Source organism: Anaerostipes hadrus ATCC 29173 = JCM 17467, assembly GCF_030296915.1.
GTDB lineage: Bacteria > Bacillota > Clostridia > Lachnospirales > Lachnospiraceae > Anaerostipes > Anaerostipes hadrus.
The window spans coordinates 656,482-671,088 of sequence record NZ_AP028031.1 but is presented as its reverse complement, the minus strand read 5'-3'; the positions used below and the strand labels follow the sequence as shown (position 1 = coordinate 671,088).

Annotated in this window: 13 protein-coding genes; 3 read left to right on the top strand and 10 right to left on the bottom strand. The window is 36.8% G+C overall.

Annotated elements, in window-relative coordinates:
* Positions 1-39: 39 nt before the first annotated feature.
* Positions 40-702 (bottom strand): DUF6198 family protein, encoded by a 663-nt coding sequence (locus tag QUE18_RS03175; RefSeq protein ID WP_009203902.1) that lies wholly within the window; start codon positions 700-702, stop codon positions 40-42.
* A gap of 276 nt (positions 703-978) precedes the next feature.
* On the opposite strand from QUE18_RS03175, the gene QUE18_RS03170 reads away from it, so the two are divergent.
* On the top strand, positions 979-2,364 hold the full coding sequence (locus QUE18_RS03170) for an alanine/glycine:cation symporter family protein (protein ID WP_009203903.1): 1,386 nt from the start codon (positions 979-981) through the stop codon (positions 2,362-2,364).
* On the opposite strand, the gene QUE18_RS03165 is transcribed toward QUE18_RS03170, so the two are convergent.
* The 5 genes from QUE18_RS03165 to QUE18_RS03145 all read right to left on the bottom strand — a co-directional run bounded on the left by QUE18_RS03165 (position 2,352) and on the right by QUE18_RS03145 (position 8,425).
* Complete coding sequence (locus tag QUE18_RS03165) at positions 2,352-2,678, bottom strand: diguanylate cyclase (RefSeq protein WP_051040963.1); 327 nt, start codon at positions 2,676-2,678, stop codon at positions 2,352-2,354. The genes QUE18_RS03170 and QUE18_RS03165 overlap by 13 nt on opposite strands.
* A 541-nt stretch (positions 2,679-3,219) precedes the next feature.
* Complete coding sequence (locus tag QUE18_RS03160) at positions 3,220-5,052, bottom strand: ABC transporter ATP-binding protein (protein WP_009203906.1); 1,833 nt, start codon at positions 5,050-5,052, stop codon at positions 3,220-3,222.
* Positions 5,045-7,234 carry an ABC transporter ATP-binding protein gene (locus QUE18_RS03155; RefSeq protein WP_009203907.1) on the bottom strand — a complete coding sequence of 730 codons (2,190 nt, stop codon included), beginning with the start codon at positions 7,232-7,234 and terminating at the stop codon, positions 5,045-5,047. The genes QUE18_RS03160 and QUE18_RS03155 overlap by 8 nt, the downstream gene beginning before the upstream one ends.
* Complete coding sequence (locus QUE18_RS03150) at positions 7,227-7,694, bottom strand: MarR family winged helix-turn-helix transcriptional regulator (RefSeq protein WP_009264708.1); 468 nt, start codon at positions 7,692-7,694, stop codon at positions 7,227-7,229. Before QUE18_RS03150 ends, QUE18_RS03155 begins: the two co-directional genes overlap by 8 nt.
* Before the next feature lie 224 nt (positions 7,695-7,918).
* On the bottom strand, positions 7,919-8,425 hold the full coding sequence (locus QUE18_RS03145) for an SEC-C metal-binding domain-containing protein (protein WP_008394298.1): 507 nt from the start codon (positions 8,423-8,425) through the stop codon (positions 7,919-7,921).
* 307 nt (positions 8,426-8,732) lie between these two features.
* Between QUE18_RS03145 and QUE18_RS03140 the strand changes: the two genes are divergently transcribed.
* Positions 8,733-8,939, top strand: coding sequence for a hypothetical protein (locus tag QUE18_RS03140; RefSeq protein ID WP_286259001.1), 207 nt, complete (start codon positions 8,733-8,735; stop codon positions 8,937-8,939).
* Between the two features lie 28 nt (positions 8,940-8,967).
* Here QUE18_RS03140 and QUE18_RS03135 read toward each other — a convergent pair whose 3' ends face one another.
* Complete coding sequence (locus QUE18_RS03135) at positions 8,968-10,284, bottom strand: replication-associated recombination protein A (protein ID WP_009203910.1); 1,317 nt, start codon at positions 10,282-10,284, stop codon at positions 8,968-8,970.
* 146 nt (positions 10,285-10,430) lie between these two features.
* On the opposite strand from QUE18_RS03135, the gene QUE18_RS03130 reads away from it, so the two are divergent.
* A complete protein-coding gene (locus QUE18_RS03130; RefSeq protein ID WP_009203911.1) occupies positions 10,431-11,048 on the top strand; it encodes a hypothetical protein in 618 nt (205 codons plus the stop codon).
* 213 nt (positions 11,049-11,261) lie between these two features.
* Here the strand turns inward: QUE18_RS03130 and QUE18_RS03125 are convergent, their stop codons facing one another.
* The 3 genes from QUE18_RS03125 to QUE18_RS03115 all read right to left on the bottom strand — a co-directional run bounded on the left by QUE18_RS03125 (position 11,262) and on the right by QUE18_RS03115 (position 14,602).
* Positions 11,262-13,310 (bottom strand): plasmid pRiA4b ORF-3 family protein, encoded by a 2,049-nt coding sequence (locus QUE18_RS03125; RefSeq protein WP_009203912.1) that lies wholly within the window; start codon positions 13,308-13,310, stop codon positions 11,262-11,264.
* Between the two features lie 20 nt (positions 13,311-13,330).
* Positions 13,331-13,579, bottom strand: a complete 249-nt coding sequence (spoIIID, locus tag QUE18_RS03120) for a sporulation transcriptional regulator SpoIIID (RefSeq protein WP_070097253.1) — start codon at positions 13,577-13,579, stop codon at positions 13,331-13,333.
* 69 nt (positions 13,580-13,648) lie between these two features.
* Positions 13,649-14,602: a TIGR03943 family putative permease subunit gene (locus tag QUE18_RS03115; protein WP_009203913.1), complete on the bottom strand. Its 954-nt coding sequence runs from the start codon at positions 14,600-14,602 to the stop codon at positions 13,649-13,651.
* Positions 14,603-14,607: the final 5 nt, after the last annotated feature.

Below are 14,607 nucleotides of genomic sequence, written 5' to 3'. Positions count from 1 at the left end.
TTATTTTATCATCTTTCTTATTTCTATTCTCTTAATTCCCTATATCGTCTGTTTACTTAAGACCGATGCAAAAGTAACTCTCTGATCGATCCAACTGCCTGTGATCGAAACCATTTTACCCATCGTAAATGCAGCAACGATCGTTCCAATACCTAATCCATCTAAATATCCAAGCATCAGACATGTTAAAAGCCCAGTTGTGGCAAGACATAAAACATCAAATATGATCTTAACCCTTGCATATGGTTTGTCAATGATTTCTGATAATTCTCTTGGAAATAAATCCGTTGGAATGATCGGAAGCTGGCATCTGTTCTCTAAAGCAATTCCTATACTTAACAAGAAATAACTGATCAGGAAATACGCAATCCTGCATGGGATCGTCTGTGGCAGGATCCCAATCCATAATTCATTGACATCTAATAATTCACTAAACGCAAATCCTGCAACGAAGCTGAATAAATAAGATGGTACAAACTTTCTTCTTAGGATCATCAGACTTAACACCAATGCTCCCTGAAATATATATGTCCATGTACCTAGTGATAACTCCTTAAATACTTCCGAAAATGCATAAGGTACACTTGAGATTGCCGAAATTCCAGAACCTGAATACAGCATCAGTACTACACTAAAACTATTGATCACGATTGCTACCATCAATGCAAGCTCTCCTCTTAGTATTGGTTTTTCATTCTCCATCTTTCATCCTCCAAGTCTACACATAATTATGAATATAAGTTTAGTCCTTATTTACATATTTTACAAGTTAGATTTTTTTCATAAATCTATAGAAGATATCTATTAATTCTCTGTCAAGATTAGATTCTGTACTTTTTTCTGTAAATATGATATGATTGCACTTGTGTCTGTTCATGTTCCATGTCACCTTAAGGTAAGATGGATCTTAATGAGTAAATATCTATTATATAAGAACAGATACAAATTAATAAAAGAAATTTGAAAGAGGTTTGATTTATGTTAGAGCTTATACAATCAGTTAACAGTGCCGTGAACAACTTTATCTGGGGTGTTCCAGCCATGATCTGCATCATTGGTGTCGGATTACTGTTAACGATCAAAACAAAATTTTTACAGATCCGTAAATTCCCTTATGCAATGAAGGAAACGCTTGGTCGTGTCTTTAAGAAGCAAGATGCATCCGACGGATCTATGACTCCATTTCAGGCAGTCTGTACTGCACTCGCTTCCACAGTCGGAACTGGAAATATTGCCGGAGTTGCCGGTGCGATCGCAATCGGTGGTCCTGGTGCTGTTTTCTGGATGTGGATTTCTGCTATTCTTGGAATGTGTACGAAATTTTCCGAAGTAACACTTGCAGTTCACTTCAGAGAACGTAACCAAGAAGGGGATTATGTTGGTGGTCCTATGTACTATATCAAGAATGGTCTTAGCAAAAACTGGCATTTTCTTGCTGTACTATTCTCTGCTTTCGGAGTTTTAACAGTATTCGGAACTGGAAATGCTACTCAGGTAAATACGATCACAACAGCAATCAATTCTGCTTTGTTGAATTTCCACGTGATCAGTCAGTCTTCTGTTGGAACTGCGAATCTGATCATTGGAATCATTGTTGCAATTCTTGTGGCATTGATCTTACTTGGCGGAATCAAAAGAATCGGACAAGTAGCTGAAAGATTAGTACCTTTTATGGCATTTATTTATATCTTCTTTGCCTTAGGTGTTGTTGTTTTAAATATTGATCAGCTGCCTGCTGTTTTTGGTTCTATCATTAACGGAGCATTCCATCCTGCTTCTGTGACTGGTGGTATTGTTGGAAGTTTCTTTATGAGTATGAAAAAGGGTGTCGCACGAGGAATCTTCTCAAATGAAGCCGGACTTGGTACAGGTTCGATCGCTCATGCTTGTGCTGATACAAAAGAGCCTGTAAAGCAGGGACTTCTTGGTATCTTTGAAGTATTTACTGATACGATCTTAATCTGTACATTGACAGCCTTGGTCATCCTCTGCAGTGGAATTCCAATTGGATTTGGTGCGGATGCTGGTGCTGAACTTACGATCAGTGGATTTACTTCTACTTATGGTAACTGGATCTCCATCTTTACTGCAGTTGCGTTATGTTGCTTTGCATTTTCAACCATTATCGGATGGGGATTATATGGAGCTCGTTGTATTGAGTTTCTATTCTCTTCTAAGGTTATCAAACCTTTTATGTTAGTATATTCGTTAGTTGCGATCCTTGGTGCTACTGTAGACCTTGGAATGCTTTGGAGTATCGCAGAAACATTCAACGGTCTGATGGCGATTCCGAACTTGATCGCTTTGTTCCTTCTATCTGGAACTGTAGTAAAATTGGTAAAAGACTATTTTCATGAGAAATAGTTGCACACTCTTGCTTTTCCACTTCGTTTTGCCTGGTAAAGTGCCTGATCGGCGCGTTTATAGAGATCCATGTAGCAGTCCCCGTCTTGTGGGGCTGTGCTGATCCCGATACTGATGGAGATATTATTTCCTGTCAATGCGTCAGTTTGTGCATATTTCAGTAATTCTTTGTTCCTTGTATGATTCTCATAAACAATATACAGGATCAATAAGGTCACCAAAACAATAAATACGATCATAAAGCTTATTTCGTAGTCTTCAATGAAGTTATATGACTGTTGTGCTGCCTGTTCTGGTAATGCATAACAGAGCATCCAACCATTGACCCCCATTGGCATATATGCAAAGTAATGTCTTCTTGTCCATTAAAAAGATCTTCAAACAGCATACGACTTAGAGCTGTTACGTCATAAGAACCTCCAAGAGCTCCGATCACTTTGTGTTTGCTATTATATATAGGAACTCCTAACACAACTCTTGTTGATCCAGAAATACTACTATCTAATGGATCACTTAATGTTCTTTAATGAGCATCCCCATTTGGCTCGATCAATGCAGTCCCACCAAAATCTGTATGTTTTTTGATCTTTGTTCAACAGAACGTTTTATGCAAAAGAAGAAAACAAAAAGTCCTACGATGACTGCCGCTAAGAATATACTGATCACAGCCGCATATTTTTTAATCTGTGTCTGATTCTTCTTCATAACTTTCTATATCTGGATATATGTTTGTTCTATTTAACTATACCAAAATTTGCTATATCCGTCTATTTAATCCTGTGAAAATCTTTTCTATATTAGAATAAAAAAAGAGAAAACTTTCGTTTTCCCTTTTTTCACAATGTTTTATTATTCTTAAGCGTTTTCAAACTGGCTATTATAAAGATCCGCATAGAATCCACCCTTGGCCAGCAATTCTTCATGATTTCCCTGTTCCACAATGTCTCCGTGATTCATAACTAAGATCACGTCGGCATCTTTGATCGTTGATAAGCGATGGGCGATCACAAAACTTGTTCTTCCTTGCATCAGATTATCCATTGCCATCTGAATTCGTTCTTCTGTTCTTGTATCGACCGAACTTGTTGCTTCATCAAGGATCAAAATCTTTGGATCTGCTAAGATTGCTCTTGCGATCGTTAATAACTGTTTCTGTCCTTGGGAGATATTATTGCTTTCTTCGTTGATCTCCATATCATATCCACCTGGCTGTGTTTCAATGAAATGATGTGCGTATGCAGCTCTTGCTGCTCCTTGGATTTCTTCTTCGCTTGCATCTAATTTACCATAGCGGATATTGTCACGGATACTTGCATTGTAAAGCCATGTATCCTGAAGCACCATACCAAACATTTCTCTTAGGTCACTTCTCTTGAATTCTCTGATATCATGACCATCTACTTTAATGCAGCCTCCATTCACATCATAGAAACGCATCAGAAGTTTGATCAACGTTGTCTTTCCAGCTCCAGTTGGTCCTACGATTGCAACTTTTTGTCCTTCTTTGACATCGACGGAGAAGTCATTGATGATCGTTTGATCTTTGTTATATCCGAAGTTTACATGTTCAAATGTTACATTTCCAGCAAGTGTATCAACAGGTACCGCGTCTTTTTCAACTTCGATTTCTTCCTCTTCTTCTAGGAATTCAAAGACACGTTCTGCAGATGCTGCGGTTGTCTGCATCATGTTACCTACCTGTGCTAACTGTGTGATCGGCTGGCTGAAGTTTCTTACATACTGTAAGAATGACTGGATCTGACCTACCTCGATCGTCTTCTTGATTGCTAAATATCCACCTAATATTGTTACTGCTACATAACCTAAATTCCCAACAAACTGCATCAGCGGCATCATTGCTCCTGAGAAGAATTGTGATCTCCATGCAGAATTGTAAAGTTTTCCATTTACTTCTTTAAATTCTTCGATCACGCTTTCTTCTTTGTTAAATGCTTTGACAATGTTATGTCCACTATAGATTTCTTCTACCTGTCCATTTAACTCTCCAAGGTGTTTCTGCTGTGCCTTGAAATATGGCTGAGATTTTGACATGATCAATCCGATCAATCCCATAGATAATGGAAGTGTCAATAAAACTGCGATCGTCATCGGAATACTGATACGGATCATCATAATAAATACACCGACGATCTGTGTCGCTGATGTGATGATCTGTGTCATACTCTGGTTTAAGCTCTGCCCTAATGTATCAACATCATTTGTGACTCTTGACAATACTTCACCATAGGTTCTGCTTTCAAAATATTTCATTGGCATACGATGAATCTTCTCTGAAATATCTTTTCTCATCTGGTAACTGACATTATTTGATACATGTGTCATAATCAGTCCCTGAATAAATGAGAAAATCGCACTTGCTACATATAAGCTTAACAACATCAATAAAATATGTGTAACTTTATCAAAATCAATTCCACTTCCACCAGATACTTTGCGAACCAGTCCTTTGAAGATCTCAGTTGTTGCATCTCCTAAGATCGTTGGTCCAACAATGTTAAACACGGTACTTGCAATGGCAAAAATGATTACCATAACGATCGGAACATAGAAACGTCTCATATATTTGATCAGTTTGACCATTGTTCCTTTTAAATCTTTGGCCTTCTCGCCTGGTGCCATTCCTCTGCCTGGTCCACCCATCGGACCTCTTCTTCGATTATTACTCATGGTCAGACACCTCCCTTGCTTTCTTAAGATCATCTTCTGATAATTGCGATTTGGCAATCTGCTGATAAACCGGACAAGTATTTAATAACTCTTCATGAGTTCCTTTTCCTACGATATTTCCTTCATCTAAGACGATGATCTGGTCTGCATGAAGGATCGTACTGATCCTCTGTGCTACGATCAATGTTGTACTTCCATTTGTTTCTTTCTGAAGTTCAGAACGAAGTTTCACATCTGTCTTATAATCAAGTGCTGAGAAACTGTCATCAAAAATATAGATTTCAGGATCTTTTGCAATAGCTCTTGCAATTGATAATCTCTGTTTCTGTCCACCAGATACGTTGGAACCGCCCTGTGCGATCGGTGAATCATACTTTTCCTCTTTCTCCTCAATGAAATCTGTTGCCTGTGCGATTCTTGCTGCACGTTTCACTTCATCGATCGTTGCATCTTCTTTTCCATATTTTAAGTTGGATTCGATCGTTCCTGAGAACAATACTCCTTTCTGTGGTACGTATCCGATCTTTTCACATAAATCATGCTGTTTTACATCACGGATATCCACCCCATCAACCAAAATACTTCCACGGCTGACATCAAAGAATCTAGGAATCAGGTTGATCAATGTTGATTTACCACTACCTGTACTTCCAATAAATGCGGTTGTTTTACCAGCTGGTGCTGTAAAACTGATATTATGAAGCACTGCTTCATCTGCATCAGGATAGCAGAAATATACATTTTTAAATTCAACTTCACCTTTTTTCTCTGGTAAAAATTCTTTTGGTTCTTCTGGATCTTTGATCATGACTTCCATATCTAAGATCTCATTGACACGTTCTGCTGCAACCTGTGCACGAGGCATCATAATAGATACCATGGAGATAAATAAGAATGCCATAATGATCTGCATTGCATACTGGATAAATGCCATCAGATCTCCAACCTGCATCTTTCCTGCATCAATATTGGATGCTCCAGCATATACGATCAGAACAGTTAAACCATTCATGATCAGCATCATTGTTGGCATCATAAATGTCATAGCTCTGTTTACAAATAAATTTGTCTTCATCAGATCCATATTGGCTTTGTCAAAACGTTCTTCTTCATGTTTTTCTGTACTGAATGCACGGATTACGGAAAGTCCAGTAAGAATTTCCCTTGTTACTAAGTTTAATCGGTCGATCAGTTTCTGTAAGATCTTAAATTTTGGCATCGCTACCTTAAATAATACAAAGATCACTAACATAATCGCGATCACACCGATAGCGATCGTCCATGTCATCTTCGCATTGGTTGTTAATACTTTGAAAATACCTCCGATCCCCATTAATGGTGCGTATACGACGATACGGAATACCATCGTCATAAACATCTGAATCTGCTGGATATCATTCGTACTTCTTGTGATCAATGAGGCTGTTGAGAATTTATCAAACTCAGAGTTTGTAAACGACATAACTTTCTCAAATACTTTCTCTCTCAGAATACGACTTAGTTTCGCAGCTAAACGTGCTGACAATAAAGTAACACTCACTGCTGCTGCCATGATCAAGAACGCAAGCCCGATCATCTTTGCTCCTGTCACTAACAGATAATGTGTCTGCATCTGGTCAATATTAAGTCCGATCGCTTTGTATTCTGAAGTCACAAAAGAAATCGCTGCCTGACTGATGATCGTATCTGGCATGTCTTTTGTATCCATGTTCTTCATCTGCGCCATCATTTTTTTCTGGCTCTTGCTTAAAGAAGCTGCTGCCTGAGAATTGGCCTGAATCTGTTTTACCATCTGCGCTGACAACTTAAGCATTGCCTTTGACATACTCGTATCAAGATGTTCTCTGTCTTTTTTGGAGATATATCTTCTGACATATAAACGTCCGTCTTTATAATCTTTATATTTTGAATCTTTTACCTGATCTTTTGTATAAAGTTTATAAGCATCTTCCATATCATCTGCATCATCTTGTTTCATAAGAGATTTCAATGCCAGAAATGTTTCTTCTCTCATTACATCAGGAACTGCGTCTTCAATACCCTTTTGCTGAATACCTACATTGACGATATTGGATGTAAATGTTGGTAATGTCAGGTCACAACTCGCCTGTAGGATCAGCAATAACACGATCGCAATGACAGGCACATATGCTTTTTTCAAATATCGAAATAATTTAAGCATCTGATTTTTCCTTTCTTTCTTTTTTTAGTATCTCTGTCTGTTCATCCAGACAATCACAAAATTTATTTAACAGTCTCTTGAGTTCTTCCTGCTCCTCTTTTGTAAAATACTCTTGAAGTTTTTCTTGTATCATGACAAATTTTTTATGACCGTCTTCACAGATACTTCTTCCCTTCTCAGTAAAATAAATTCTGCTTTTTCTTGAATCTTTTTCGTCTTGTTTTTTCTCTATATATCCATTCTTTTCCATTCGTCCAATCATTACGTTTAGCGTAGACGGCTTGACCTGCATCTTCTCGGCTAACTCTTTTTGTGTACAGCCTTCGCATTTTTTTAAATGAATGATCAGAGGCATCTGTCTCGGATGTATATTTTCTTCTTTCAAAAGCTCAAATCCATAAATCGCACTCTTATGATTCACTTTGCCGATCAAACTGTAAATTCCTTCACACTTCTTCATGTATGCTCCTTTCTTTACTTTGAGTATTTTAATTAGATAACTAATCATTAGACGACTAATCAAAATTCTAACATCATGTATACAAAATGTCAATAATTTCTGTATTTTTATCTCATATGGGATTTTATCAAAATTTTCTAAAATAAAAGAACCCTTCAGCTATCACATAAGCCAAAAGGTTCTTCCTTGTTTCATTTACATATTCGACTATTTCTTTTAACGAATTAAGCGTTTTTTCCGCAGCATTTTTTGTATTTTTTACCGCTTCCGCATGGGCATGGATCGTTTCTTCCGATCTTCTTTCCTTTTACAACTGTTGTTGAATTTCTGGATTCTTTGTATAACTCTTTTCTTCTTTCTTCTGTAAGAATGTCATCCCATTCCTTTAAGTTGTAAAGCCATTCTGCACGACATCCAACCATGTTGTAATATAATTTCTCGAAGTCGATGTCTAAGCTTACCTGTGTATTTTCATCCATCTCTTCGATTGGGTTTGCTTCTTTTAAGCTGTCGTTGATCCCATCTAAGAATCCTACAAACATCTGTAATTCTGTCTCGTATTTGTCTGCTAATTCTTTCACTGTTCCAGATACAACTGTATCTTTGTCAGCTAATAATTGTTCGTAGATTCCTTTTTCAATGTTGAAGTAATTTAACCAGAACTGCTGTCCTTCTGCTGTTCTATCGTCAAATTTATATGCGTAATCACGCCATTCCTGTAATAAAGCCATGTTCATTCCATCCTTTTCTTTTAAAAATGTTATTTTCCTTTGATACTATAACAAATCTCTGGCTCTTTTTCAACAATCGACAGCAATTTTACATAAAAATCCCCCATTCCACGGCTTCGCAGAGTGGGGGAATACTTAAGGGGAGGATAAGTATTTCTCTATCCAGTTCTTTTATTAACTGGATATTCTTATTATGTCCTCTCTTTTGCTTCTTATTCACTTTCTTTTATAAAATATTTTACTCTTTCAAAACACAATAATCTATGTTAGGATACCTCATAGGTATACATATTTACGAAAGGATGTTATGATGAAAAAACAAAAGCGTATGAAGCAGATCACAGCGATCCTGCTGATCGTGATATTGCTTACCATCATCGGATCTACTATCTATTTTGCAGTGAGTGGAAGCCAGTTATTCTGGATGTCACTGTTTTTGATGTTTTTCTTTCCGATCTTTTTATGGGCAATGTCATTTTTGTATAAATGGAGTAAAAATAAGAACGAGCACTGATGTTTTATTTTCAGTGCTCATTTTTATTTTACTTTCTGATTTTTTCCAAATATTCTTTGATATTTTTCTCATATCCATTTTCCGTTGGTTCATAAAACGTTGTTCCAAGAAGCTCATCTGGAAGATACTGTTGTTTTACATAATGATCTGGATAATCATGCGCATATTTATATCCGATTCCATGTCCTAGTTTCGCTGCGCCTTTGTAATGAGCATCTCTTAAATGATTAGGAACTGCTCCGATCTTATGATTTCTGACAGATTCTAATGCCTGATCAACTGCCATATATGCTGCATTGCTCTTTGGTGCACTGGCTACATAAGTGACTGCCTGTGCCAGTATGATCCTTGCTTCTGGCATTCCGATCCGTTCCACTGCCTGTGACGCTGCAACTGCTACCTGTAATGCCTGCGGATCAGCATTTCCAACATCTTCGGATGCACAGATCATGATTCTTCTTGCAATAAATGTAACACTTTCTCCGGCATCGATCATTCTTGCCAGATAATAAATAGCTGCATCTGGATCTGATCCTCGCATACTTTTGATAAATGCAGAAATCACATCATAGTGATTATCCCCGTCTTTGTCGTATTTTGTTACTCTTCTTTGGATACATTCCTGTGCTACATCGATATCAATATGAATCTTTCCATCTTCAGCAGGTTCTGTTGTTAATATTCCAAGTTCGATCGCATTTAAAGCACTTCTTGCATCTCCTTCTGCCATATCTGAGAGAAAATCCAGTGCATCATCGGTGATCGTTGCCCCATAGATCCCCATTCCTTTTTCGTCATCTGTAATAGCTCTTACGATCAATTTCTTAATATCTTCTTTATCTAATGAATGTAGTTCAAATACATTGGATCTTGAGATCAACGCCTGATTTACTTCAAAATACGGATTCTCTGTCGTTGCTCCGATCAAAATGATCGTTCCATCTTCTACAAATGGCAGCAGGTAATCTTGTTGTGCTTTATTGAATCTGTGGATCTCATCGATAAACAAGATCGTCTTCTTCTGATACATTCCAAGAGATTCTTTCGCATCTGCCACCGCTTCCTGCATATCTTTCTTCCCAGATGTTGTTGCATTCATCTGTACAAAATTTGCTTTGGTCGTATTGGCAATGACTTTTGCTAAGGTTGTCTTTCCTGTTCCTGGTGGACCATAGAAAATGATCGAGCTGATCTTATCCGCTTTGATCGCTCTATATAGTAATTTATCTTTTCCAATAATATGTTCCTGACCCACCACTTCATCGAGGGTTGCAGGTCTCATTCTCCCTGCTAATGGCGACTCTTTATCTTTATTTAATTCTCTTGCATATTCAAATAAATCCATAGTTTTCCTCCAGATTTTATCTTAGCACAGGGTATTGAGAAAATCTATGAATTATTCATACATTTTTTATAAATAAGACATGAATTTATCATATTCCTTTGCTATAATGGAAGAAGTTAATAACAAAGCACGGGTTAGGAGTTATCATGAAAAATACAGCAATTGAAAAACTTTCTTATACCGAAGTTACGAAGAATATCAGCCAGGCTGAATATAACCAGACACAGGAAGAATATATCCTGTCCAAATCTCCTGATAAATATATGATCAGTCTTCCGGTCAAGGTATTAATGTTTGAAGGAGCAAAGGGCAGTTCCCCATTTACATATTATTTTTATATGGAGAATGACGAAGATCTCTATCTGATGCAGAGAAAACGGAACGGATCAGTCGTTGATAAGACAAAAATTCCTCTGACAAAGGAACAGGGACAGAAGATTTTGGATGGCGATTATCAGTTTTTATTAGACAGTGATGAACCGTTACTTAATTCTCTTTATTTCCAGTTTACGGTAAATCAGTTGCATCCTTTGTATCGAAAAGAATGTACGAGAAAGATCTTTCATCAGAATCGTTTCTTAGATGAGATCGTGGATATTCATATCGTGAGAACACCTTTTGAAGAAGATCAGGATTTCTTCGCTACGCATGAGACGATACTTAAGGGTGCTAATAATAATGGATTACGACGAAATACCAGACAGTATCTGAATATGTCGAAACCTATGAGTGAATTGTTGAATTATCAGAATTCTCTAATGTAAATATGATGGAATGACGGAAATTATTGGTGGAATATTATAAAAAGAGATCATGTGTCTGCAGACGTGTTCGTACGGTTGCAGACACATAATCTCTTTTTATAATATTCAAATAATTTACGTGATTCAAACCATTACAGAGTGTGTATGTTAAACTGTACTGAATTTCAACTTTAGATGATTGTTATCGGAATTTTCTTTTTAACATCACAGATATTAATAATCCCTCATATCCATTACATTATCATATTGGTCAATTTCTATTTCTAGTAGTTTTGCTATCTTCTTTCCTGCTGTAGAACTGTTCTTTAATTCTTTGATCAAAGATCGTGCTTCTTTTATATATCCATAAACAATACAACTACTTGACAACATATAAAGGAATTCTTCGGAGCAGATGCGATTTTCTTCTTTGTATGCAAAAAGCTTGTCTATATCTTCTTTCATTCCCGTACTTTCGATGTTGTACAAACGCTCCTGTATACTGCGTGGAAATTCGTATAAATGTTGCTGTTTTGTGTTTTTGAAATTTTCTTTGTCAGACAGCATTCCTATACTCCATGGAGACATTTCTTGTTCCATTGCATATTCATCACGACTTCTTGCCTTTAATATCGGCAATTCCAATTCTATCATGAGATCACTGATCATATTCCACATTTCTGCATAAATGTCTGGAGTCCATGTTTTATTCACTCTGGTTTTTATATTTTCTATAATTACATCCAGCGTATCTCCACTCATGACTGAACTTATCATATTAAATAATATTTCTGATGTTTCCTGCTCTGGCATACGAAATTGCTCTTGCAACATCACAAACAGAATATTGATTGCTTCTGCTCTGTTTGCAATATTATCTGTTAGTTCATTAATCTCCCATTCTGGAAATTCATTAAATGGAAGATCTTTTGCATAAATCTCTCTCTTTTCTATGATCTTGTGGATATCCATTCCATGCATCGCAACATATGCTGTTCCATCTGGTTCTTGGTATGTATTTAATAGATCATTCATTCTTCCTCGCCAGTAAACATATCGAAAGAATTCCCTTTTTCCTTGTTTCGGATCATACGTTTTTTTGTATATTTTGTATAATTCTTCTAATTCGATCACACAGTATAGCTGCGTCAATCTTCCTACTCTGTCATCAAATGTTTCTATCTTTGTATAGATTTCGTCTTCTGTTTTCTGATCCAAAACATCTATATACTCTTTCAGATCGGAGGCCAGATACACTTCTGCTATATCATCTTTAATTTCATATTCCCCAAATCCTAAAACAAATATTTTAGCGCAAACATCAGCTTCATCATATGATATATCTATTATATCTTTATTTGAGTGATCCATCCATTGTTTCAAACCATCATACTCATCTTGGTTCATAACATATAATACATATTCTGGATGTTCTCTTAATGTATCCGAAATACTGCTGATCCTTTCCATATGTGATTTTAATCTGTTTTTTGGAATCCTTAGATATTTACAATAATCGCTGGATTGATCTTCGCTTAGATTTTCCAGTAATTCTTTTTGTGTTTTTGATGAAACACAAAACTTGACCTTACCGTTTTTCTTTATATGATCTTTCCACTCTTCTAATCTATTATCTAAATTGCCCTTTGTATCTTCCAAATACATATCCTGCCATGCATTTTTCAACACATCTTCCAAGTCATATTCTGGCATCTTATTTATTTCGTCAAAAAAACCTTTTAATATATCTATCTTATCCTGTTCGTTGAATACTTTGACCTCATCTTTTTGTTTATGCTTTGGAAATACCATCTGACGAAACTGGCTTTCCACGAATTCTCTGTCAAAAGGAGAAACTTCTTCATTCATTTCCCAGTTCCAGACCCCTCCGCTGTCTTCCATGAAATTATCCCCTTTATATTTGACCAGTTTTGGATATCGTTCTTTATAATCCGGCTCATATTTTTCTATATTGATCTTGTGACGCCAATCATCTCCAAAATCATAGATGTAGCGGATCCATTTGTAATTTTTAAAGAAGAAATCAATATTCGTATCGAAATCATTGTAATGATTTCCCCACGGATCAAATCCTCCTTCATCATCTATCACAATGTCATCCGATGGTATATGAAATCCATGAAGATGAACGTCGTCCCAGTCAAATAATATCTGTATGATCTTGTGCAATTCAAAAAAAGTGATCTGATCTGGTACGATAACTCTTCTCCATACTGGTGGGTGCGTATCTTCTATTACTATTTTACATGTGTAACCTGGCATTTCGTAATCTCCCTTTGATTCTATCTATGAAGATATTTCTCTTTCGTCGCAAGTCCACCCCTGATGTGACGTTCAGATTTATTGATGTCTAGTACCTTTCTTGCTTGTCTGGCAAGTGTTTTGTTGATCGTTTCTAACCGTTCTGTCACATCTTTATGTACTGTGCTTTTGCTGACGCCGAACTGCTTGGCTGTCTGGCGTACTGTAGCATTATGTTCAATGATGTAGATCGCACTTTCAATGACTCTTTCTTCCATGTATTTCTTCAATGGAAAAGCCCCCTGTAAATGTTGTTTTTACAGTGTATGCTTGGGGCAGGGTTGCTATGTCCTTAAAATCTAGAAATATACCAATTGTTCTTTTGGCGGTTCTGATTTTTCGATTCTGATCGCTGTTAAGATTGGCATTGTCTTATCATATGCTTCATTGTATTCTGAATGGATCTGTGCTGTTAATGTTACCCATTCGTTATTGAGAATTCTCTTTAATGTCTTGGATTTCGTCTGGTTTAATCTGCACAGATATCCAATAAATGTCATATCATCTTCACAACATGTCATTGCTTTACGTCCAGGAATGATCATTCCCGGTGGCATCTTTGGACTGCGCTGGACCTGAACACGCATTTCCACAGTCTTTCCTTCGTAAACCTCTGGACGTTCCATCGCATCGATATACCAGATTCCATAATCTTCATCTTCGACTTTGATCACATCTGCATTCACATCATATGGCAGCAGTTCATCCTGTGCCATCTCTTTTCCATCGGCACGTTCGAAACCTACCTGTGCTCTTGGATTGACTGCTTTGATGCTTCTTCGGAAACTTCCCATATTCGTATTGTCATCACAGCGGTTAAAAATGACAAGATCTGCCATCTTAAACATTTCCATAAACATAGATTTCATATTTTTCAAATATAAATCTGCTGTAGATGCATCAACTGTTACGATCACCTGATATAACTCAAGATCTGTCTCATCTACTACATCCATCAGATCGTCAATAGAGTACATTCCATTGTATTCGATCATGACACGGTCTGGATAATAATTTCTCTGACATCCTCTGACAAATTCTTTTGTGAAATCTTCCATATTTTCAATATTCACCACGAATGAATTTGTCTTCTCTAGCATTTCTTTATCGTATTCGACTTCTCCTTCTTCAAACGTAAGGATCATTGTTTTCTCGCCGTCATTAAAATAATCCTGGTTTAATGTTTCTTTGATCAGTGTTGATTTTCCACTTTCTAAAAATCCCCATACCAGGTATGCCGGTAATTCGTACATCTTTT

Bases quoted from the DNA above. Each gene is read 5' to 3' on its own strand.
- QUE18_RS03175 (WP_009203902.1), bottom strand. From the start codon at position 702: ATGGAGAATGAAAAACCAATACTAAGAGGAGAGCTTGCATTGATGGTA.
- QUE18_RS03170 (WP_009203903.1), top strand. From the start codon at position 979: ATGTTAGAGCTTATACAATCAGTTAACAGTGCCGTGAACAACTTTATC.
- QUE18_RS03165 (WP_051040963.1), bottom strand. From the start codon at position 2,678: ATGCTCTGTTATGCATTACCAGAACAGGCAGCACAACAGTCATATAAC.
- QUE18_RS03160 (WP_009203906.1), bottom strand. From the start codon at position 5,052: ATGAGTAATAATCGAAGAAGAGGTCCGATGGGTGGACCAGGCAGAGGA.
- QUE18_RS03155 (WP_009203907.1), bottom strand. From the start codon at position 7,234: ATGCTTAAATTATTTCGATATTTGAAAAAAGCATATGTGCCTGTCATT.
- QUE18_RS03150 (WP_009264708.1), bottom strand. From the start codon at position 7,694: ATGAAGAAGTGTGAAGGAATTTACAGTTTGATCGGCAAAGTGAATCAT.
- QUE18_RS03145 (WP_008394298.1), bottom strand. From the start codon at position 8,425: ATGGCTTTATTACAGGAATGGCGTGATTACGCATATAAATTTGACGAT.
- QUE18_RS03140 (WP_286259001.1), top strand. From the start codon at position 8,733: ATGATGAAAAAACAAAAGCGTATGAAGCAGATCACAGCGATCCTGCTG.
- QUE18_RS03135 (WP_009203910.1), bottom strand. From the start codon at position 10,284: ATGGATTTATTTGAATATGCAAGAGAATTAAATAAAGATAAAGAGTCG.
- QUE18_RS03130 (WP_009203911.1), top strand. From the start codon at position 10,431: ATGAAAAATACAGCAATTGAAAAACTTTCTTATACCGAAGTTACGAAG.
- QUE18_RS03125 (WP_009203912.1), bottom strand. From the start codon at position 13,310: ATGCCAGGTTACACATGTAAAATAGTAATAGAAGATACGCACCCACCA.
- QUE18_RS03115 (WP_009203913.1), bottom strand. From the start codon at position 14,602: ATGTACGAATTACCGGCATACCTGGTATGGGGATTTTTAGAAAGTGGA.